The sequence below is a fragment of the Paenibacillus sp. ATY16 genome (genome assembly GCF_003399985.2).
Lineage (GTDB): Bacteria > Bacillota > Bacilli > Paenibacillales > Paenibacillaceae > Pristimantibacillus > Pristimantibacillus glycanilyticus.
The window spans coordinates 430,071-450,387 of record NZ_NMOK02000023.1; the positions used below are offsets into that span (position 1 = coordinate 430,071).

The following is a 20,317-nucleotide window of genomic DNA, read 5'->3' on the forward strand; positions in this document are numbered from 1 at the left end:
TTGTGACCTCGAGAAAAGAAAATACCATCTATACGCCAATTCTGCGTGTAGATGGTATTGGATTTATATAGGAGTTAGTTTTGTTCCTCTTTCTTAAAAGGATCCGTTTCGTTCCCCTTCCCGTCTAAATAAACGGAAGCTTCGCCGTCACTGTAGCTCCAATAAAGATTACGGTTGATCTCAAACAGATGAAGATTTAACTTATTTGGCGCTTGATCAATCTTGTATCCCTTACGCTGCAGCGAATCGATAATCTCTTCGTATTTTAACGGGAGCTTCTCCTGCCTAACTTCCCCCGACTTATCAAATAGCACCGCATATTGCTGGCCACTTTGATCTTCGGCTACCGTAATAAACGGACTCGAGAAATAGGGCAGCGCGGCAACCTCGGTTAGATCCAGCGCTTTCAGCTTTTCTTCATACCCTTCAGGGATGTACAATTCGTCTCCGGCTACATCGCCTTTGTTAGAGGAACAGCCTGCTAAGCTTATGATGGCAACCATGATGAGGATTGTCCAAATTTTTCTCATTGATCATGCTCCTCTTTTTCAGGATTACATGGTTATTGACGTTTATTATAATGAAATAGTTACAAAAAAAAGAAGCCGACTCAATATCGGCTTCTCCGTTAACTAAATGATCAAGCTGCTGACAGCAAAGCTTGTTCCTATAAAAACGAAACACAGAAGCGCTCCAATAGCGATATTCCCGTTCTGCAAATGCTCTGAGATTCTAATACCCGGCGTTACCAGCTCGAAAATCCAATAAGAAGCCACAAGAATAAAGTATCCCACCAGGAACCACAGCATCATGTTCCAAATGGACGTATTCGTATAAGCCGCCACGCCTATGATGAGTGCCGTGGACAAAAATTTCCCGCCAAACGCGAGTCCTACGGCCATATTTCCTTTCTTTAATTCCTCCAGATCGTTAAACGGCGTCATCAAGCTAAAGAACAGCATCCCTGCCAGTTGCAAAATAATAATGACGACCACGCTGACAACAAGATTGATTACAACGGTCATTGCGCCCACCCCCGGAATTTCGAATACACCTGATCGTAGTCATCGTACAGATGCACCTGCTCGATCGTTACTTTAACCTTCGACTTCGACTTGAGAGACGCATACTTCTCATCGCTGATCGGCTGCTTCACGACATTACCCGACGGCAGCGTGATAACGGCAAACTCGCGCGTTTTACCGGTCTTCTCCGTCTTGTATACGCCAATCAAATTAACTTCTGTTTGAATCGATTCCTTTAAATTGCCGAGGTCTGCCAAGGCGCTCTTCTCATCCTTAAAAGATTTCAACGTACTCCAGGAAGACAGCTTGATCTGGCTGCGTCTATCATTGTCCGTTGTTAACATCGCATCCATGTATTGAAGAATCCATACCTTATCTCCCGTTGCATAGTTGCCGTCATTAGGAAGGAGCGTATTGTCCGGAATGATTGTCATATCGCTCCCGACAAGGTCGCCAACCTCCTCTTGTACGACCCGGTAATCCCACGGCACATTCCTTACCGGATTAACTTGGGTTGCGGAAGCAACGGCCGTATCTTGGGAAGACGAATAATTACTGGTGCTATACACGTAATCCGGATTGTTCGTGCATGAGCTAAGAATGAAGCAAAACAGCAGCGTACTAGCGATTATCGTTAATTTCTTCATCGGGTTCCAACACTCCAATCGGGATAAAATGACTTGAATTGCCGGTAATAGGTCCCCCGGCGCGTCCAAGAAGTCCAGCCGTCTCTCCGTTGATCATAAACATGCCAACCAAGAGGTGCAGCTCTCCGGCCGCGGTGCGTATGCGGGACAGCCCGGTTCTTTTCTGATACACGACGGGAAATAATTCGCTGGTATCAAACGCCTCTTGATCCTCCATCTCCAGTTCGCCCGACTGATCGAATATCTTGACCGAACCGCCTTCGCGCCCAAACATCGATTTGGATACAAAATCCCCATTAAACAAGGGCTTGTTGTAAGTTGGCAGCATATACCGCGCGATCGTTTCGCGTTCTTGTTTATCGAATAGAACATCCAGCTCATATAATCCCCATGCCGCGGCTTGCAGACCTTTCGATTGAAGCAGGATGCTATGGACGGAATTGAACAGGTGCAAGTAACCTTTTTCTACCGCATAAGCCAATGCTTCTCCACCGTCGTCATGCGCCATCCATTCCTTCGGATAAAGAGCGAACATTCGATGGATCGGTTTTCCTTGCCCGTTTTTTAAAATGCCGTCGTCCACCCATAGGTCTAAGCAATCCTCTAATTGAACGTTTAGACCGCTATGCTTGGCTAAGGCTTCTATCGTCCCGGAATCTTCCAAATGCGAGCCGTACGCGACGCAAGCAACCGTATCGGGCTTCTCAATTGCCCAAGCGGATGCGACTAACTCCTTCATTCGGCCGTTAACGCTCCGGATCCCGGCCAGCTCGCACAACCACGGCGTTGCGATAGACGCTTCCACATAACCGGTAGGCGTATCCGCGTTTAGCTCCAGCATCTTGATGCTGCCGTCAGGAGAAACGGCGTAATCGAATCTAGCGTACCTGCTCATTACACCCTTCTCCGGCATAGGCAACAAGTCTATTAAATCCCACAATAGGGTCGGAATGCCGATCAGCTGGTATAAATCATGTTTGCCGTGTATGTAACGAGCGGTTTTGTCCAGAATGAGCCAAAGCTCCCTTGAAGCTTGTTCAAGCTCTTCATAAATAGCCCGGTTCATCCCGACAACCTGATCAATCCAGTAGTTCTCCGACTCCAGATCCGCCCAGGCAAATCCCATTTCCTTCAAAATATCAACCTTGCGGTTCCGGTCTGATTCCGGCTCTCCAATGACAGTGAATACCTCCGTTGTTGTCGTCATCCTCCAAATCCTCCCGAAGAAATAGAGCTGGAATGAGAGCTGGAATGAGAGCTGGAGGAGCTTGAAGAAGAGCTGAATCCGCTGGATTTGCCGCCGATGCCGCCAGGCGAAGACGAGGTGGAACGGCGGGTAACCGAGCCGGTGGAATTGGAAGTCTTAGGCGGCGATACCGTTGAACCTGCAACCGGCTTGTTCTGGAATTTCCCGTTGGAATAGCTTTTGGGCTCATATGGACGTGTGCTGCCGTAATAGTAGGAACGATGGGAGGAAGCCCAGGTTTGCGAAGAATACGAACTGCCGTTGTTGAACAGCAGATGATAAAGCATCAGGTCATCCCAGCCAAAGCCCGACGATTGATGAACAATCGTTGTACTCCCGCCGGAACCGCCGCCGGCCGTCACTTGAGGACTCTCTTGCGCCGCTTCTTTGTCCAGCTCTTTATCCGATGGCAGCGGCAGATTCCAGTCAACGGCAGGGTCATAGTAACGCTTGACGGCTTCGCTTGACCATTCCACCAGCTTGGGACCTGATGCCGAGCTGGATACCGTTGGAGTTGGGGTTGGCGATTCAGCCGAGCTTGTTGTTCCGGCGTGAGCCGGCACGGCTGCCAGATTCGCCAGCAAAGCGATACCGAGCGAAGTGGACAGGACCTTGAGAGGAATCCCTTCTTTGATCGTTTTTAACGAATCCGTTTTTTTATCTTCTTGCATATCGAATCCCCTCTTTCCGTCTATTTGTTATTCATCTTTACAACCAGAAGCTCCAGCTGCCCGGCGTCCAGGTTCAGCTTCCCTTCCAGTGTCTGATACTCTTCGCCATGAACGGTCAGATAGTTAACATGCTCAAGCGTCGCGATCATGGCTGCATCCCACTCCCGGTCATCCACTAGCTTTAGCCCCCGTTCCGAATCTTTTACAAACAGGACTACCCGCATCTGTTTACGTGCCCCTTTCAGTTGGATGTTCATTGTATACGACGATCGCAAATGGACGTTTCAATTTTTTGGAAGCAAACTATTTACCTGTAAAATAAAAAAAAGCACCATCACTTTAAACGTGATCGTGCTCTACTAGCTGTGTCCGCTTAAATGGGAATGACTTTCCGAATTGTAGCATGAAATATTTGGGAAAATAATAGTCCAAAATAACTATTTCCTCTAATTGGAATTGTTGTTTAGTTCTAAACAAATCTAAAAAAATCCGAAACATCTCCCTATGGATAACCGTCTATATTAGTGTTAGAGATTGCTTAGAGACGGAGGTCGTTCGACATGAAGGAACAAGCACAGACCTGTTGTGATTTTACTATCGAGGTTATGGGTGAAGGGGTGGCAACAGCCGTACCGGACGAAACCATCGTCACTCTTGGGGTTTCGGGAGAAAGCGACAGCCTTGGAACGCTTCAGACCGATCAGGCCAAGACCATAGATGCCATCATTCAAGCCATGCTTGCCCTTGGCGTGCCGCGGGAATCTATCTCCACCGCGCAATACTCCATTGAGCCGCAATACGATTTTATAGACGGAAAGCAAGTTTTTCGGGGATACAGAGCCGTACATCTGCTGCGAATTACGATAGATGGAGCGAAGGATGCGGGGCGCGTTATTGATGCGGCAGTCGCTCAAGGCGCCAATATGGTATCCGACGTAACGTTTCAATCCACTCATGCGGACGAAGCACGGCGAAAGGCATTAACGCTTGCCGTCCGCGATGCCGAAGCGAAGGCGCTTGCGATTGCCGCTACGCTTGGCGTCTCCCTCTCCTCCATTCCTTGCAAGGTTACGGAGTCGCCGGGAAACCGATTCGAGCCTGTCATGTTCAAAGCCGCTTCCGTTCCCGCCGGCGATGTCGGTACCACCATTGAACCCGGAACCTTAACGTTTAAAGCGTCCGTAAGAGTCTGGTATGTGTACGGCTGAGAAAAACGGCTGCGCGGACAAAGAAGCGCGCAGCCGTTACTACCGCATTAATAAACCTTCTTCATCAGGTCAACCACTTCGTCCAGCGAGAGACTACCCCTTCATACCACCCTGCATGCTGAAGCCCTTGGACATAAAGCGCTGGGATAAGATATACAGAACGACCGACGGTATAGCGTACATAACGGAAAAAGCGGCTAATTTGCCGTAATCCGCCATGCCGTACTGCCCGAAGAATTGATAAATCTTGAGCGAAGCCGGGAAATTCTCCGGCGATTGAAGCAGAATGTACGGCACGAAGAAATTGCCCCAGCTACCGGAGAAGGTGAAGATCGCAACTGTGCAGATGCCGGGAATCATCAGCGGGGCAACGACCTTCCTAATGCCGACAAATACGGAAGCTCCATCGATCCATGCCGCTTCTTCCAGCTCGGAGGGCACGGAATCCATGAAGTTTTTGAGCATCCATATGCCGTAAGGCATCGCCGAAGCGACGAAGAAAAGGATGACGCCAAAAATATTGTTGTACAGCTTCAAGGTTAGAAACAGCTGATAGACCGGCACCATTACGGCGGTAATCGGCAAGGAAGTCATGAACAGGATCGTCAGCATAAAAGGCTTCTTGTATCTAAGTTGATAACGCGACAACGGATAAGCCGCCAGAAGTCCGAGTATAACGACCAATACGGCTTGGCTGCCGGACATCAGGAGGCCGATCAGAAAGGCACGCTGATTTTCTTTGTTGGTGAGTACATCAATATAATTGTTCCCCGTCAGATGGGTAGGCGTCTTAAGAGACTGCAGCGCGTTAGCATCTACGGATGCCACAAGCACCCATAAGAGCGGCAGCAGAAAGCAAATTCCAATAACCGTCAATATGGTATAGGGCAGCAATTGAAAAATCCATTTGCGTTGTTTTGCACTCATACAATTGTTCTCCTTGTCCGTTTACTCTTTCATGGAGCGGATATAGAACAAGCTTAGGATAATGCCGATGAACAGCAGCAATAAGGAGATAGCCGTACCGTAACCAAGCTGGTAATTGACGAAAGCCTGATTGTACATAAAGATCGGCAGCGTGGTTGTAGACGTACCCGGTCCCCCGCCCGTCATCGCGTAAATGAGGCCAAACACGCCTAACGTCTGCAGCGTAACGAGCATCGCGTTAGTTGTAATGGAGTCCTTGATGTACGGAATGGTTACTCTCGTCAGCACCTGCCATTTCGAAGCCCCGTCCACAATGGCAGCCTCTTCGATTTCGCTGGGCACATCATCGAGGGCGGCCTGGAATACGAGCATCGAGAAGGCTGTCCCATGCCAAATATTCGCGAGAATAATCGTGATCATGGGCACGGTGTAGAGCCAGGTAACTTCGGTGAAACCAAATGAGGTTATAATCGCGTTAAGCGTTCCTTCATCGGCGAAAAAGCTGTACAAGCATAAAGCGCACACGATTTCAGGCGTAACCCAGCCTGCCAATACGATGGTGCCGATAATTCTCCGAAACCATTTGTTTTTGTTTTTCATCAGCAGCGCAATCAGGAATCCCAAGACCTGCTGGCCGATAACGGCCGAACCAATCAGGAATACAAGCGTATTCCATATACTCGTCCGAACCGTAGGATCCTCGAACATGCGCGAATAATTATCCAGGCCGACAAAATTCAGATTCTTGGCCGCCTCCCCGGTTAGAGCCAGGTTGGTAAAGGAATAGAATACGGTCAGCAGAATCGGGTAAATAAAAAACACAAGCATAATGGCCACGGAGGGCAGCAAAAAATACAGCCACGTCCATGTCCGCTTTCGCTTTGCCGCGCCATTTAAGGCAATACTGCTCATTCTCGTCTACCTCCTCCGCCTTCAGAAAAAAGGCTTGCTCAAGCATCCGCATCTGAGTGAAAGGCTTGAGCAAGCTGTTTTCCATTATTTTTCTACCGTCTTATCCGCGCCGACGATACGCGTCACATCCTGCGCGTATTTGTTCGCCGCATCCTTCGCGGACGTACCGGAGGCAACGGATTCGACCATCGTCTGGATTTGCGTCGATACTTCCGGATATTTATCCTGCGCCGGGCGGAACTCGGCATTTTTCAAATAGTCGGTTGCGATTTGGTTAAACGGCATTTGGGTATATTCCGGATCCGAGCCTACGTCCGCGCGTACGGTAATATTGCCCGATGCGATAACCAGCTTTTTCGAGTTTTCTTTGTTCAGGGCGAATTTGATAACTTCCCATGCTTCGTCTTTATGCTGCGCGTTCGCAGGGATCGACAATGCCCAGCCGCCGGCAAGCGTAATGGAGCCGGGTGCCTGACCTTTGCTCGTTGGCATTGGCGCGAAGCCGAGGACATCCTTGTACTCTGGCCATGGGGCTGCGCCGCCTTCCAGATAGTTGCCGGTAATCCAGGAGCCGTCGAGCGAGATCGCAAGCTTCCCTTGTGGCAAGTATTCACGGGTAGCCGTATTGCCCGCTTGACCGTTCAGAACCTTCGAGAGCGGCGGTCCAAGCTTTTCTTTGTTTATCGTTTGGATAAACGTTAGCGCATCGTTAATGCCTTGGCTTTTCGTAATCCATTTGCCGGTGTCGTTATCGTAAAGTCTCTCGCCGGTGCCGTAGAGAAGCATTTCGTAAGTCTGCATGGAGGTCGCTTCGCCGGTTGCCTTGCCCATGTTCATCCAGATCGGCACGACGTCAGGCAGCTTGCTCTTGATAGTTCTCGCCGCATCCAGCACTTCATCCCAGTTCTTAGGCGCCCACTCTTCCGGCAATCCCGCTTTCTTGAAGAGCTCTTTGTTATACCAGAGACCCCTCGAATCCGTATTGTAAGGGACGCCGTAAACTTTGCCGTCGCTGGCGGTAACGCCTTTTTTCAGCGCTTCGATGAAGGAGCCGTTCGTCCAGTCTTCCCATGCGCTTACTTTATCGTCAAGCGGCGTCAGATATCCCGCGCTAGCGTCGGAGTTCAGAATAAACGTATCCTCCGTTACGATATCCGGCGCGGTGTCTTTCGACTTGAGCGCAAGAGCGATCTTGGCGAAATAGTCTCCTTCGGATGCCTGAATTGGTGTAGCCTTAATCTCTATGCTTTTGTCCGGGAAGTTCTCGGCAAGCTGTTGAATCCATTTGTACATGACGCCTTGCTCGCCAATGCCGTCATCGCGATAGGTGATCGTAATGACTTTTTTCTCCGTATTCCCCGTTGTGCCCCCGTCGTTTGTTTGACCGGCATTCGTCTCTTTCGTGCCTGTGTCAGCCGAAGTGCTTGGACTGTTGCTTGGCGTGTTTGTGTTGTTCGCGTTATTCGAACAAGCAAACAGCAGCGTCGAACAGAGAACAAGCGATGTGGAAATCGACCAGAATCTTTTACCGCGAGCCATCGTAATCCCTCCCTATTAGTCAACCACCCTTGGTTAAGCGCTTCCATGCGGTTATAGTTCATAGATATTTATCTACCTCCACCTTTATTCGATGAAAATCGGAAGATTTGACTATAAGATTGCGACATAAAACTCTATTTAAATGACTTCCGATAATCGCTTCAAATAATGGCGCCCCATGGCACGAAAAAAAGAGCTCCGGTACTTGTCGTCCGAAGCTCTGAATTCATTATCGTTTTTTAATGATGCTCTCACTTCGTTATCCAAGCCGAAGGGAATACTGATATAACGCACCCGGCAGTCCTCTGAATTCAAACACTCCGTTGCTGATTAAGCTCCACATCCTGTATTCGATAAAGCCGTCTCCAATAACCTGGTTAACATGCTCGAACACCTTCGCCACAACCGTTCCGGCTTTCACGAATCCTTCTTCGTCTCCGCATTCTTGAACCGCTGTTACCGCGGCAGATACAATAATCCCGTCAATCGCTTCGATCTCGCTGCCTTTAATCTCTCCGCCCTGCCAAAGGCGAAGCTCGTAATCTGAATTCGATAGTTCTTCCCATTCCGACATATATTGCTGCCGTTCCCGGGAAGTTAGCATTCTCGCATTCTCGTAATTGCTTACCATATCGCGATAAACTTCCCGATCAACATAAGCTTGCGCAATGGGCGGAATCGTCATGTCGCGAAGGCTTTCCGTAAAATTAACAAGCTGAACCGGCTGCTGCCGGTTCCTTAACAAGTGCATAACAAGCCGCAATCCCGTCTGGTCATGCGAATTATCGGAGCACCATACGATAACGCATTTCTCCTCGGGAATGGCTTTTATTTCCTCTATCATGTGGTCCAATTGCGATTCTCTATTGCGATCATTCAAAACTCGGAACGGAGAAAACCGGTCCAGCATCCATCGCTGCCTGTTCCGTTGTCCTTCCGGCTGTTCCAAATGCTTGATTGGCCCAATCGAGAACAGGTCATTAAATGCTACTACCTTATTTTCATGCCTTCTGCCGGCTTCACTAAGCGCGACTTTCAAAGAACCCGCATCCGAAAGACTAAATACAATATGTACATGACGTTGAAGCCGCTCGATCTCCTCGCGCTTCGAACGGGCTTCTGCAATCCGGTCATCTATAACTTGCAAAAGCTTGCCTGAATTGGAGCTTGCCTCTGCTTCATTAATTAATTCATTTAAAACAACGCGAAGCTCCCATTCGTTGAGCTCGTTGATAGATTCTTTGTAACGGTTCATCCATTCCACCTCTCACACTACTCTACCATAAATTTCTAATAGGGTACAAAAAAGGCCGTGATGCATTTCATTGGATACTCACGGCCTTTCTATTAAGAGGCTAGTTTCATCGAACTTTTTGCGACGTATTTGCCGAACAAAAAACGTACCAGCGGTCCCATAACCACCAATTGAAGCGGGAAGGCCAGCATATAATTGTGAAGGACTATCGTGAAATAATGTTTGATTAACGAACCTTCTCCCAAGCTGTCCGCCACAGAAGAACTGATCAGTCCATACAGCGACATGCTTAGTACCATGCCCGTCACCATGCAGAAAGCAAGCGCCAAAATGACATACAACTTCTTCGATTTATCATAAGGCAGCGCGAAGGCGGCTTTTTTCGCAAGGGGTCCTACGACAAACATCTCAACCGCAAACGCAACCAAAAATCCTAAACCGTATTGTAGGAACACTTCTCCCGAAGAAAGCGTTGCGAACAAGTCATTACGCATCAGGTTATACGTAATCATGACCAGCGCCATCCCCGTCACCATCATTAATCCAAAGTAAAACTCTTCTCTCTTATTCGTCGGCACTAACATCATCCTTTCTGTTCTTCTTGTCATTATAGAGATTCGGCCCCCCTCTTCATAAGTGACAAGTGTGTGAACTTTTATGGATGAGGACAGCCTTCGTTACATCCTATTTTCCTTTTCTATAGTGCAGGGGAACATATCCGGTAACCGATTTGAACACACGTCCGAAATGCGTTACGCTGCCGAATCCGACTCGCTTCGCAATCAGATTAACCTTCATGGAGGACTGCTCCAGCAGCTTTTTCGCTTCCTTGATTCTAACGCTGTTCAAGTATTCCACAAACGTAAAGCCTGTTGCTTCCTTGAAAAACCGGCTCAAATAATAAGGGCTTACGTAAAACTCCTCCGACAGCAATTGAAGCGACAGCTCGTTCATGTAATGGCTGTTCATGTACCGCACAACCTCCGAAATACGCTCATGCATCGGGCTTGGCGATTCAAGAGTCTCCGCTCTGCTTGACTTCACATGCCGGCAGCAGATCATAAGCATCTGCAAGGCCAGCGTCAACGCGTACAGCTCGAAGCCGGGCTTTTTCTCCGACATCTCCGTCATCATTGTCTGCAGCATAGTCTCCATAGCTAACCGGTCCTGCAGCGTGCATTTAACAATCAGATACTCCTTCTCGAATAACGGATGCAGAACTTCCGTATAGCTCATCGCAGCCATATGCTTCTCGTGAATATTGACAATAAGCCGCTCATGCTCCGGCATTTCCGTATTGGTTGTCCGATGCAGAATATTCGGCGAGATGATCACGATATCCCCCTCATGAATAACGATGGTCCTGTCTTTTATAAAAAACTCCCGCTTCCCGGACATGAGGCAGAAGATTTCATAGGTACTATGAAAATGGCTGGCGGGCATATTATGGCTCCGGGCTTTGCGGTAAGATACCGAGAAGGTTCCTTCCCCGTTATCGTACTGGAAATCTCCCATCGTTAGCCATCTCCCTCCCTTTTCCTTTTCTATTATTATACGTCTCCGTTCATTTACAGCAAGATATAAGAAGAATTCATTCCTTTCTGCAAAAAATGTACATTTCCTCGTGCTAGCATAATTCTATGACCAAAAGGGAGGCTTATACAAGTGATTAAAACCGTACTTTCCCCCATTCAATGGGCAGAGAAAGCCTGCGAGGCATTAATGGACAGATTCGAACCGGAACAGCTGCCGCCGGACCGGTTCCATTATCATCAAGGCGTCTTCTTATCGGGGATGGAGAAATGCTGGAAGGAAACGAAAAATCCGAAGTATTATAACTATCTGAAACGCTGGGTCGACAGCCAGGTGCTGGAGGATGGCCGCATTAAGAAGCATAAGCCGGATGAGCTTGACGATATTCAACCCGGTGTTCTCTTATTTAATCTGTACGAACAAACCGGCGACGAACGGTATGCGAAAGCCCTGCATTACCTTCTGCCGCTGATCAAATCGTGGAAAACGAATCCTTCCGGCGGCTTCTGGCATAAGGAGCATTATCCGAATCAGATGTGGCTTGACGGGTTATACATGGCCGGCCCGATTGCCGTTCAGTACGGCAAGACGTTTGGGGACAGCGATTATTTTGACTTGATGGCCTATCAGGCGATCCTGATGGAAAAGCATACAAAGGACCCGGTTACCGGACTCCTCTATCATGGCTGGGACGAGACCAAGGAAGCTTCCTGGGCCGATCCGGAGACCGGTCTTGCTCCCGAATTCTGGGGCCGCGCGATTGGCTGGTATCCGGTTGCCCTGCTTGAAATGTTCGAGCACCTGCCGGAGGATCACAAGGATAAAGAAGCGCTTGTCGCTATCCTGCAGGATTTGCTGGTCTCGCTTCTCAAATACCAAGATTCCGCTTCCGGCTTATGGTATCAGGTTGTCGATAAAGGGGATCTGCCGGATAACTGGCTTGAAAATTCCTGCACGTCCCTTTACGTGCATGCCATCGCCAAAGCCGTGCGATTCGGTTACCTGGAACCAAAATATTTGGAGTATGCATGGAAAGGCTATCACGGAGTCATTGATACGCTGAAGCTTGATGACAACGGCCATGTCGTTATCGGCCAGATCTGTATCGGCACGGGCATTGGCGATTATGCCCACTACATCGCCCGCCCAACGAGCGAGAACGATCTGCATGGCGCAGGCGCTTTTATCTTGATGTGCGTGGAGATGAGCTTGGCTCCGCAAGCGAACTAGTTAGTCGCAAAAAAAAGCTGAAGCCCTCTTCCTAAGAGGCTTCAGCTTTTTTACTTTCGCGGGTTTAAGGTATCGTCTGCGCTTCCGGCGAGGTTTCTTCCGAGGCTGCTGCCGCCTCGCCTTGCGAATGGCGGTACAGCTCCTCGTACACGCCTTGCTGCTCAATCAGCTCGGCATGAGTTCCCGATTCGACTATTGTTCCGTGACTAAGCACGATAATCCGGTCCGCGTGCATTATGGTGGACAAGCGATGGGCGATCACGATCGTCGTACGGCCCTCGGATACGACCTGCAGCGCTCGTTGAATAAGCTGCTCCGTCTGGGAATCGAGGTTCGCCGTCGCTTCGTCGAGAATCAGAATCTTAGGACGGAACACGATAATTCGGGCAAAAGAGATTAGCTGCCGCTCGCCTGCGGATAATCCGCTGCCGCGTTCGGACAGCTTCGTCTCGTAGCCGCCAGTCATACGGTTAATCAGCTGGTCCGCTCCGACAAATTCGCAGGCGCGGATAACGTCTTCCCTGGAGATGGACTCGTCAAACATCCGAACGTTATCGATAATGCTTCCCGCATACAGATAAGGCTCCTGCTGAACCAGACCTACAATCCGGTGAAGCTCGGCCTGCGGGATATGCCGGACATCGTTCCCGTCAATTTGGACGCTGCCCTCGTTCACGTCATAGAACCGGCATAACAAGCTCATAAGCGAGCTTTTGCCCGCGCCGGTTGTACCCACGATGCCGACCATCTCGCCGGGACGGATATGCAGATCAAGTCCCCGGAAGATCGGAGTGTCGTTCCCATAGCTGAATGAGATTTTGTTATAATCTACACGACCCTGAACGGCGTCATGGTTTATTTTCACAGGTTTGGCCGCATCTTTGATTTCGGGCTCGACGTCGAGAACGCCCCAAATCCGGTTGACCGCTACCGTAGCGGACTGCAGCGTGTTCCACTGCTGGGTGATGGCATTGATCGGCTGGAAGAACTGCCGGATGTACGTAATAAACGCATACAATACGCCAAACTCCATCGTATGCCCTAGCACAGCCTTCCCCCCGGTCCAGACAACGAAAGCAATGGTCAGGTTCCCGAGCAGATCGAAGGTCCGGTTAAACGTAACCGCCGTACGGATCTCGCGGACATTAGCCTTGAAATAATCATCGTTCCGCTCCTTGTACAATTCGCCTTGCGCCTTTTGCTGATGGAAGACTTGAATGAGGCTCATGCCCGCCAGATTCTCTGCCACAAACGCCACAAGGCGGGACAAGCGCGTCCTCGCCATCTGATACGTCGTGCGCATGAAGGACCGGAAACCAATCGCGATAAGCGCAATAATCGGCAGCAAAAGCAGACAGTACAGCCCTAGCGTCGTATCCAGATAAAACATCATGACCAGAATGGAAACCAACGTCAGGCCATCTCTCAGCAGGGTCAGCAAGACCTGGTTGAAAAACTGGTTAACCGCCTCGGTATCGCTCGATACATGCGTAATGAGGCTGCCGCCGGACGTTTTATCGAAGTAGGACATCGACAGCTTGGTAATATGCTCAAACAGCTGTTTCCGGATGCGGGCTACGATGCTTTGGCCGGCATCCTGCAGCAGGTTATTTTGCAAATACGTAAACAACAAGCTTGAGAGGGATAAGACGAGATAAATCGCGCAGATCGCAATCAAGCTGCCGTAATCGTTCTTGCCCACCATGAGGTTATCGTCGATCGCGATTTTAACCAAATAAGGCTGGAACAGCTCGGAGGCAATCGCAATAATCGTACAAATGGCTACCAGCGTAAACGTCTTCCGGTGCGGACTAATATAAGATTTCAGTATGCGAAAAGCGGACTTGTATTGCGGCTTAGGCTGCTTGCCATTGCCATTGCCGGACTTCTGGTCCATCTGCCAGTTGTTAACGGCTGTCGGCATATTGGCTTCCCTCCTCTTGAATCGCATGGAGCTCGGCATAAGGTCCAGGTTCCGCAAGCAGCTTCTCATGCTTGCCCCGCTGAACGATCTTCCCTTCATCCAATACGATGATGAGATCCGCATGCTTCAAAGCGCTGAGCCGGTGCGCGATAATAATGGTTGTTTTTCCTTGACGCTCCTTCTGAATCGTGTGCACAATCTCGGATTCGGTCACCGCGTCTACGGCGCTGACGCTGTCATCCAGGATCATAAGAGGTGCCTGCATGATAAAGCCGCGCGCCAGACTTGTTCGCTGACGCTGCCCGCCGGATAACGTGACGCCCCTCTCTCCCAGCTTCGTCTCGAAGCCTTCCGGGAACTCCGCTATATTGTCGTAAATACGCGCCTGCTTGGCGGCCGCATGAATCTCGCCCTGACCGGCCTGCCGACGTGCAAAAGCAATATTCTCGCCTATCGTTGTGCTGAACAGGAAGCCGTCCTGCGGGACGTAAGCAATCTGCGTGCGCAGGCTCTCAAGCGTGACCTCGCGTATGTCCTGGGATCCGACATGAATGGCGCCTGCCGGTGGATCGTATACCCTGAGCAGTTGCTTGACAAGCGTTGTTTTGCCGCTGCCCGTACGCCCCACGATGCCAAGCGTCATTCCGGGTTGAATCACAAGGTCAATATGCTGCAGCGAAGGCTGTGAAGCACCGGGGTAAGTAAACGTCAAATCCTTCATGCGAATCGGACTTGCGGACAGATTAACCGCTGCCGCATGGTCGGTCTCCACGATATCCGGCTGAACCGCGATTAATTCGTTAAGCCGCTGCAAGGATGCGCGCGACCGCTGAACCGTATTGATAACGTTGCCAATTTGCTGCAGCGGGTTCATCAGCATCCGTACGTACAGCGTCAGCGCAACGAAATTACCAAGCGAAATATCTCCTTGTATCGTTAAGTAACCGCCGTAAGCCAGCGACACAATAAGAGACAGGTTGCCAAGGAAAGGCACTGTCGCCTGGAACAAAGAGCTGATCCGTACCAGCGACAGCTGGTTGGTCTTGATCTGATCGACCTTGGCGCCAAACCGCTCAATCATTATAGGCTCCACTGCAAACTTTTTCGTAACACGGATACCGCCGAACTGCTCCTCGGCCGACTCCGTCATCGTGCCAAGCGCCTCCTGCACTTTGCGTGAACGCTGACGGATAACCGGACCAATCTTGATGACGATCCAAGGAATGAAGATAAGCGGCCCCACGGAAGCAGCGATGAGATAAAGCGGAATATCGCTAAGAATCATCGCTCCTACGCAGGAGACGAGCAGCATGGAAGCCATAGCCGTCTGGTTGATGCCCATCGAGATGGATTCCCGGACGCCGGTTACGTCGTTCATGAAGTAGTTGAGCATTTTGCCGACGCCGTTCTTCGAATAGTAGTGCTCGCTAAGACCGGAAAAATGAGTAAATAGACGACGACGGGTCATGTATTCGAACAACCGTCCGACATACATGACCAGGTATTGACCGTATCCTCCCAGCAGGGCATATCCCGCTCCAATCAGAACAAGCATCAAGCTGAAGTGCGCAACATCCTGGGAGCCAAGCTCTCCGCCCTTCAGCTTATCCGTAAAATCCCCAAGCACCTTCGGAAAATAAGCGAATACGATGCTGGCTGCCGCATGCAGGCTGAACGATCCGAGATAAATAGGCCAAGTCTGCTTGAAATACGGTTTTAATACACCTTCTGACTTCAAGACTCATCACTTCCATTAGTGGATTCGGAGCTGCTCTCTTCCCCAGCCGTAGCCTCTTCGGAAGGAACGTCTTCCTCAGGCAGCTCGTGTAGCTGAAATACGTGAATAAACTCTTCCATAATGGCTTCCGTCGCCTTCAATTCGCCGCTGATCACCGGTTTAATCGCTTCGAAAGCCGGATCATTCAGCTGGCGCAGCAGCGTTGTGCGGGTAATCGTAAGCTTCTCGAGAAAAGCAAGCGCCCTGCCGCGGCGAAACGTCTGCGCCTTGCCTCCGTCCCGATTCTTGCAGTCCTCCTTGAAGGGATGCCTGCCTATGTGTCCTTGCCCGTTACGCATATGTCTATGCCTCCTTCAGTTGATGTATACGTTCGTATACATTTCTCTATATGTATACAAATGTATACGCATCGCAAATGACTGTCAAGTTATAATTTTCAAATAATTAACAGTTGATTCGTTGCGGCATTGAAAAAAGCGCCACCCAGGTTCGTGACCCGGATGACGCTAAGCTGTTTCTTTCGTTAAGCTATTAACCGCAAAAATAAAATGCCGCCAAACGCGCATGCCATTCCGGTAATTTCAAGCCGCGTGAAGCTTTCCTTCACCACGAACCGGGTATAGAGCAGTACGATTAATACATTCAAAGCGGTAACTGCGGATACCAGCCCTGCCTTGCCATGATCAAAGGCCGTGACAATCATCATCATGCCTATCGCGTTCGTTGTGCCGACCAGCATTCCCGTCAGGTAAGTGCGGCGTTCGCTCCATGTTTTGCCCGGATTCCGGCCCTCCACGGCGGCAGCTGCCACGGTTGCTACCGGTGCTTCAGCCGCTGCAGCCAGGCCGTATCTCCTTGCCGCAAGGCGGTCCTTCAGCCACCAAATGCCATAGCAAATGGAGCCGGAGGCAAACATAAAGAACAACGTAGGGAACAGCGGCGCCTCAAGCTTGGTTGACCAGGAGCCGGACAAGTCGTTGCAGGCGAACATGACGAGAGACAAAAGTCCCCATTGCGCGCCTTGAAGATTTTTGAGCGACAAATCATTGGAGTAACGGACAAGCAAAATCCCCGCCACGATAACTACAAAGGCGGCCAGCTGGGTATATTTAAGCGCCTCTCCCCACATCAGGTACGCCCCTATGACAACCAGCACGGCAGGAAGTGCCGTAATAATTGCGACAAGCGATGCTTTTCCGACGGCAAAGCCCTTGAACATGCTGGCATTCGCCACAAAGGAAAACACGCCCATCTGAATACCCACCAGGGCTGTCGTCGGCCAAGGCTGACCGGACCATACGGCTGTAATTCCGCATATTACTGCCCCCATCGAGAACGCGCCGCATAGCAGCACGGTCCGGCTTAACGGAAGCTGGCTCGTATAGTGATACAATATTCCTCTTAATCCAAAGCATAGGGCGGCAAGCCCTGCAAATAAAATCCACATAACGTAAGCGGTCCCCTTCCCATTCATCTAATCTTAGACAGGAAACCGCCATGTGGCAATGCTCTCGCTGGATAAAAATTTGCAAGCAAAATAGCTGTTGCCACACCTGACGTATCATGTTAATATGTGGAAAACGTTTTTCGGAAGGGCTTCTAGGGATCCGACTCCATCAGGATGGCGAACCAAGCGAAGCCGGCTTGCGCGGGTAGACGCCAAGCTACACCGTGAGGAATAAAAGACCTTCGGAAAGTTCCGCCTGCAAGACTTGGGCGAGACTTTGCGAAGGTCTTTCCTTTTTTTGCAGGAAAAATAACAAAGGGGTGCGTAAAGTGAGGTCTATCGAGGTTGAGCAGTTGGAGAAGATCTTTCAAGTCAAGAAAAAGCAAGCCGGTCTTGCGGGCAGTCTCAAGTCGTTGATAAAGCCGCATTATGCCGGCAAAGCCGCCGTTGAAGGCATTACGTTCTCCGTCGATCAAGGAGAAACAGTCGCTTTCCTCGGTCCAAACGGAGCGGGTAAATCAACAACGATCAAAATGCTGACCGGCATTCTTCATCCAACCTCCGGAAAGGCGGAAGTGTTGGGCTGTTGTCCGTGGACGGAAAGGTCAAAGCTGGCTTACCGCATCGGCTCCGTATTCGGACAGAAGTCGCAGCTGTGGTACCATCTCCCGCCGCTCGATACCTTTGAGCTGATGAGCCGGATTTATGAGCTCCGACGGGAGGATTACAAGGCGCGGCGCGACATTCTGATCGAACGGTTCGAGCTTGGCCCTTACTTGCACACCCCCGTGCGGAAGCTGTCCCTGGGGGAACGGATGCGCTGCGAGATTGCCGCTTCTCTCATTCACCGTCCGCAGGCTTTGTTTCTCGATGAACCAACGATTGGACTTGACGCTGTCGTCAAACAAAGAATCCGCGAGTTGATTCTGGAGATGAACCGCGAAGAAGGCACGACGATCTTCCTTACCTCCCATGATGCCGGCGACGTCGAGAAACTATGCGACCGTGCGATTGTAATTAATCATGGGGGACTCGTGTTTGACGGGCGGGTCGACTTTATGAAGCAGCAGTTTCTGACGCATAAGACGGTCCAGCTCCTCCTGGAGGACGATCCGGGGCATATGGCGCTTGAAGGCGTTGAGGTGCTGAGCCGGGACGGATCGCGCTTGACGCTTAGCGTGGACACCGGACTTACAACGATCGAATCCGTCCTGTCCGCCTTGATGGCAAGCCACCGTATCGTCGATATGACCGTACAGGATCCGCCGATGGAGGATATTATCACAAGAATGTACGGGACGTTCCGCGCGAAGGAGGCGGTTATGTGATCAGTCTCTCCAAGCCGGCGAAATATGTGTTTATCGGTAAAATCACGCTGCGCAGCCAGCTGGCTTACGTCGTTGATTTTCTGATACGGTCCGTGTTTTTGCTGTTGATCTTATATATTTTCATGCAGTTATGGCAAACGACTTTTGCGGGAGAAGGAACCGCAACGATTAACGGCTATACCTTTAAACAGATGATGTGGTATCTCGTCTTTACCGAATCCATGGTTCTCGCCACTCCAAGTCTCAGTACCAGGATCGAAGAGGAAGTCAAAAGCGGCGACGTTGCCTTCAAGCTTATCCGGCCGGTTAGCTTCATTGCGTTCCATTATGCCGAATATATGAGCGAGGTAGCTATCCGTTACGTTATTAACCTGATACTGGGCTCGGCGATTGGCTTGCTGCTTGTTGGTCCCCTGCCTGTCGGCATCGGCCTTGCTTGGCTTCCGGTTATGGCGCTTGGCGGGTTCACCGTTAATTTCATGCTCGGCATGCTTGTTGCCCTTAGCGCTTTTTGGGTGGAGGAAACTCGCGGGCTCGAATTCGTGTATAACAAAATTTTGTTTACGATAGGCGGGATGCTGATGCCGTTAGAGCTGTTTCCGGAGAGCCTGCAGCGAATCGGACATTGGCTGCCTTTTCAGACCGTCGTTTATTTCCCGGCCCGTACGGCGGTTGGCATGCACCTTGGCGACATTTCTCGTGCCCTTGCCATACAGTGGCTGTGGGTGATCCTTATTGGAGCGATGGTATGGCTGTTATACCGGAAAGGGGTGCGAAAGCTCAATGTTAATGGCGGATGACAAGTCGCATAAGGGTCATACGGACATATCCGAGCATGACCAGCCGGGCAGGCTTAAGCGCCTGCTCCGGTTCACGGCGGCAAGCTGGAGGCTTAACCTTGCTGGCGCCATGGAATTCCGATTCAGCTTCCTCCTGACGGTTGGATCCATGATCGTAAATAATATCGTGTGGATTATATTCTGGGGCATGTACTTCAAACGTTTCCCCGTGCTTAACGGCTGGACGCTTCAGGATGTCATGATGATGTGGGCGGCCGCTTCGGGCGGCTTCGGAATCATGTCCGTTTTCTTCGGCAACGCAACCCGGCTTGCCAATCTGATTGCTACCGGACAGTTGGACGTCTACCTGGCTCAGCCTAAGCCGGTGCTTCTGAACGTGCTGATCAGCCGCATGTCGGTGAGCGCGATCGGCGATCTGCTGTTTGCGATATTCATCTTTGTAGGGTTTGGCGACGTCTCCCCGGTTGGAATCGTTAAATTTACGGCAGCGCTGCTTATTTCCGGCATGATCTTTATTTTCTTCTGCGTGATTGCCGGCTGCCTCTCCTTCTGGCTTGGCAATACGGAAGGATTAAGCTTTCAGCTGTTTAACGCGCTGCTCGTCTTTGCCACATACCCGACGGCAATATTCAAAGGGTTCGGCCGGCTTGTCTTGTTCACCGTAATTCCGGCCGGCTTCATTAGCAGCATGCCGGTATCGTTCATTCGCGAGATTGACCTTCCCTTCTTGTACGGCGCATTAGGCATGACAGCGCTTTTGTGCGCCGGAGGGATTCTGCTCTTTTATCGAGGCTTAAGAAGGTATACGTCGGGCAATATGATGGGGTTGAGGCGGTAACTTTTAAACTTTAAATGGAAAGAGAAAAAGATCGAACCTCTGGGCATCC

At 50.4% G+C, this 20,317-nt stretch carries 21 protein-coding genes; 5 read left to right on the forward strand and 16 right to left on the reverse strand.

Going from position 1 to position 20,317, the window contains the following annotated elements:
• Positions 1-74: 74 nt before the first annotated feature.
• The 6 genes from CFI03_RS14890 to CFI03_RS14915 form a co-directional block, all read right to left on the reverse strand.
• Positions 75-530: a hypothetical protein gene (locus tag CFI03_RS14890; RefSeq protein ID WP_248757806.1), complete on the reverse strand. Its 456-nt coding sequence runs from the start codon at positions 528-530 to the stop codon at positions 75-77.
• 102 nt (positions 531-632) lie between these two features.
• The gene (locus tag CFI03_RS14895; protein ID WP_248757807.1) at positions 633-1,025 is read right to left on the reverse strand and encodes a DUF350 domain-containing protein; all 393 of its coding nucleotides are present in this window, start codon (positions 1,023-1,025) and stop codon (positions 633-635) included.
• Positions 1,022-1,672: a hypothetical protein gene (locus tag CFI03_RS14900; protein WP_248757808.1), complete on the reverse strand. Its 651-nt coding sequence runs from the start codon at positions 1,670-1,672 to the stop codon at positions 1,022-1,024. Before CFI03_RS14900 ends, CFI03_RS14895 begins: the two co-directional genes overlap by 4 nt.
• Positions 1,647-2,879: a glutathionylspermidine synthase family protein gene (locus tag CFI03_RS14905; RefSeq protein WP_248757809.1), complete on the reverse strand. Its 1,233-nt coding sequence runs from the start codon at positions 2,877-2,879 to the stop codon at positions 1,647-1,649. The genes CFI03_RS14900 and CFI03_RS14905 overlap by 26 nt, the downstream gene beginning before the upstream one ends.
• On the reverse strand, positions 2,876-3,589 hold the full coding sequence (locus tag CFI03_RS14910; protein WP_248757810.1) for a hypothetical protein: 714 nt from the start codon (positions 3,587-3,589) through the stop codon (positions 2,876-2,878). Before CFI03_RS14910 ends, CFI03_RS14905 begins: the two co-directional genes overlap by 4 nt.
• A gap of 20 nt (positions 3,590-3,609) precedes the next feature.
• Positions 3,610-3,813 carry a hypothetical protein gene (locus tag CFI03_RS14915; RefSeq protein WP_248757811.1) on the reverse strand — a complete coding sequence of 68 codons (204 nt, stop codon included), beginning with the start codon at positions 3,811-3,813 and terminating at the stop codon, positions 3,610-3,612.
• A 336-nt stretch (positions 3,814-4,149) separates the two neighbouring features.
• On the opposite strand from CFI03_RS14915, the gene CFI03_RS14920 reads away from it, so the two are divergent.
• The gene (locus CFI03_RS14920; RefSeq protein WP_248757812.1) at positions 4,150-4,797 is read left to right on the forward strand and encodes an SIMPL domain-containing protein; all 648 of its coding nucleotides are present in this window, start codon (positions 4,150-4,152) and stop codon (positions 4,795-4,797) included.
• 93 nt (positions 4,798-4,890) lie between these two features.
• Here the strand turns inward: CFI03_RS14920 and CFI03_RS14925 are convergent, their stop codons facing one another.
• The 6 genes from CFI03_RS14925 to CFI03_RS14950 form a co-directional block, all read right to left on the reverse strand.
• Positions 4,891-5,724: a carbohydrate ABC transporter permease gene (locus CFI03_RS14925; protein WP_127497543.1), complete on the reverse strand. Its 834-nt coding sequence runs from the start codon at positions 5,722-5,724 to the stop codon at positions 4,891-4,893.
• 21 nt (positions 5,725-5,745) lie between these two features.
• Positions 5,746-6,636 carry a carbohydrate ABC transporter permease gene (locus tag CFI03_RS14930; protein WP_127497545.1) on the reverse strand — a complete coding sequence of 297 codons (891 nt, stop codon included), beginning with the start codon at positions 6,634-6,636 and terminating at the stop codon, positions 5,746-5,748.
• A gap of 84 nt (positions 6,637-6,720) precedes the next feature.
• Positions 6,721-8,175 carry an ABC transporter substrate-binding protein gene (locus tag CFI03_RS14935; protein WP_248757813.1) on the reverse strand — a complete coding sequence of 485 codons (1,455 nt, stop codon included), beginning with the start codon at positions 8,173-8,175 and terminating at the stop codon, positions 6,721-6,723.
• Positions 8,176-8,434: 259 nt separating this feature from the next.
• The gene (locus CFI03_RS14940; RefSeq protein WP_248757814.1) at positions 8,435-9,430 is read right to left on the reverse strand and encodes a DUF1835 domain-containing protein; all 996 of its coding nucleotides are present in this window, start codon (positions 9,428-9,430) and stop codon (positions 8,435-8,437) included.
• A gap of 92 nt (positions 9,431-9,522) precedes the next feature.
• Positions 9,523-10,038 (reverse strand): DUF2798 domain-containing protein, encoded by a 516-nt coding sequence (locus CFI03_RS14945; protein WP_248757815.1) that lies wholly within the window; start codon positions 10,036-10,038, stop codon positions 9,523-9,525.
• Positions 10,039-10,114: 76 nt separating this feature from the next.
• Complete coding sequence (locus CFI03_RS14950; protein WP_248757816.1) at positions 10,115-10,945, reverse strand: AraC family transcriptional regulator; 831 nt, start codon at positions 10,943-10,945, stop codon at positions 10,115-10,117.
• Positions 10,946-11,095: 150 nt separating this feature from the next.
• Between CFI03_RS14950 and CFI03_RS14955 the strand changes: the two genes are divergently transcribed.
• On the forward strand, positions 11,096-12,193 hold the full coding sequence (locus CFI03_RS14955; protein WP_349292478.1) for a glycoside hydrolase family 88/105 protein: 1,098 nt from the start codon (positions 11,096-11,098) through the stop codon (positions 12,191-12,193).
• A gap of 64 nt (positions 12,194-12,257) precedes the next feature.
• Here CFI03_RS14955 and CFI03_RS14960 read toward each other — a convergent pair whose 3' ends face one another.
• The 4 genes from CFI03_RS14960 to CFI03_RS14975 form a co-directional block, all read right to left on the reverse strand.
• Positions 12,258-14,117, reverse strand: a complete 1,860-nt coding sequence (locus CFI03_RS14960) for an ABC transporter ATP-binding protein (RefSeq protein ID WP_248757817.1) — start codon at positions 14,115-14,117, stop codon at positions 12,258-12,260.
• Positions 14,101-15,855 carry an ABC transporter ATP-binding protein gene (locus tag CFI03_RS14965; RefSeq protein WP_248757818.1) on the reverse strand — a complete coding sequence of 585 codons (1,755 nt, stop codon included), beginning with the start codon at positions 15,853-15,855 and terminating at the stop codon, positions 14,101-14,103. The genes CFI03_RS14960 and CFI03_RS14965 overlap by 17 nt, the downstream gene beginning before the upstream one ends.
• Entirely contained in the window at positions 15,852-16,193 is a 342-nt protein-coding gene (locus tag CFI03_RS14970) for a hypothetical protein (protein WP_248757819.1), read from the reverse strand. Before CFI03_RS14970 ends, CFI03_RS14965 begins: the two co-directional genes overlap by 4 nt.
• Positions 16,194-16,378: 185 nt before the next feature.
• Positions 16,379-17,302: an EamA family transporter gene (locus CFI03_RS14975; RefSeq protein ID WP_248757820.1), complete on the reverse strand. Its 924-nt coding sequence runs from the start codon at positions 17,300-17,302 to the stop codon at positions 16,379-16,381.
• Positions 17,303-17,631: 329 nt separating this feature from the next.
• Here CFI03_RS14975 and CFI03_RS14980 point away from each other — a divergent pair, with 329 nt between their 5' ends.
• From CFI03_RS14980 to CFI03_RS14990, 3 genes are read left to right on the forward strand one after another with little or no spacing between them, the layout of a single operon-like run.
• Positions 17,632-18,630 (forward strand): ABC transporter ATP-binding protein, encoded by a 999-nt coding sequence (locus CFI03_RS14980; protein ID WP_248757821.1) that lies wholly within the window; start codon positions 17,632-17,634, stop codon positions 18,628-18,630.
• The gene (locus CFI03_RS14985; protein WP_248757822.1) at positions 18,627-19,430 is read left to right on the forward strand and encodes an ABC transporter permease; all 804 of its coding nucleotides are present in this window, start codon (positions 18,627-18,629) and stop codon (positions 19,428-19,430) included. Before CFI03_RS14980 ends, CFI03_RS14985 begins: the two co-directional genes overlap by 4 nt.
• The gene (locus tag CFI03_RS14990; protein WP_248757823.1) at positions 19,414-20,268 is read left to right on the forward strand and encodes an ABC transporter permease; all 855 of its coding nucleotides are present in this window, start codon (positions 19,414-19,416) and stop codon (positions 20,266-20,268) included. Before CFI03_RS14985 ends, CFI03_RS14990 begins: the two co-directional genes overlap by 17 nt.
• The last annotated feature ends 49 nt before the right edge of the window (positions 20,269-20,317 follow it).

Excerpts from the sequence above, each read along its gene's own strand:
- CFI03_RS14940 (WP_248757814.1), bottom strand. The coding sequence starts at position 9,430 with ATGAACCGTTACAAAGAATCTATCAACGAGCTCAACGAATGGGAGCTT.
- CFI03_RS14975 (WP_248757820.1), bottom strand. The coding sequence starts at position 17,302 with ATGTGGATTTTATTTGCAGGGCTTGCCGCCCTATGCTTTGGATTAAGA.
- CFI03_RS14895 (WP_248757807.1), bottom strand. The coding sequence starts at position 1,025 with ATGACCGTTGTAATCAATCTTGTTGTCAGCGTGGTCGTCATTATTATT.
- CFI03_RS14970 (WP_248757819.1), bottom strand. The coding sequence starts at position 16,193 with ATGCGTAACGGGCAAGGACACATAGGCAGGCATCCCTTCAAGGAGGAC.
- CFI03_RS14990 (WP_248757823.1), top strand. The coding sequence starts at position 19,414 with ATGTTAATGGCGGATGACAAGTCGCATAAGGGTCATACGGACATATCC.
- CFI03_RS14945 (WP_248757815.1), bottom strand. The coding sequence starts at position 10,038 with ATGACAAGAAGAACAGAAAGGATGATGTTAGTGCCGACGAATAAGAGA.
- CFI03_RS14920 (WP_248757812.1), top strand. The coding sequence starts at position 4,150 with ATGAAGGAACAAGCACAGACCTGTTGTGATTTTACTATCGAGGTTATG.
- CFI03_RS14930 (WP_127497545.1), bottom strand. The coding sequence starts at position 6,636 with ATGAGCAGTATTGCCTTAAATGGCGCGGCAAAGCGAAAGCGGACATGG.
- CFI03_RS14890 (WP_248757806.1), bottom strand. The coding sequence starts at position 530 with ATGAGAAAAATTTGGACAATCCTCATCATGGTTGCCATCATAAGCTTA.
- CFI03_RS14960 (WP_248757817.1), bottom strand. The coding sequence starts at position 14,117 with ATGCCGACAGCCGTTAACAACTGGCAGATGGACCAGAAGTCCGGCAAT.
- CFI03_RS14915 (WP_248757811.1), bottom strand. The coding sequence starts at position 3,813 with ATGCGGGTAGTCCTGTTTGTAAAAGATTCGGAACGGGGGCTAAAGCTA.
- CFI03_RS14910 (WP_248757810.1), bottom strand. The coding sequence starts at position 3,589 with ATGCAAGAAGATAAAAAAACGGATTCGTTAAAAACGATCAAAGAAGGG.
- CFI03_RS14950 (WP_248757816.1), bottom strand. The coding sequence starts at position 10,945 with ATGGGAGATTTCCAGTACGATAACGGGGAAGGAACCTTCTCGGTATCT.
- CFI03_RS14925 (WP_127497543.1), bottom strand. The coding sequence starts at position 5,724 with ATGAGTGCAAAACAACGCAAATGGATTTTTCAATTGCTGCCCTATACC.
- CFI03_RS14900 (WP_248757808.1), bottom strand. The coding sequence starts at position 1,672 with ATGAAGAAATTAACGATAATCGCTAGTACGCTGCTGTTTTGCTTCATT.
- CFI03_RS14935 (WP_248757813.1), bottom strand. The coding sequence starts at position 8,175 with ATGGCTCGCGGTAAAAGATTCTGGTCGATTTCCACATCGCTTGTTCTC.
- CFI03_RS14905 (WP_248757809.1), bottom strand. The coding sequence starts at position 2,879 with ATGACGACAACAACGGAGGTATTCACTGTCATTGGAGAGCCGGAATCA.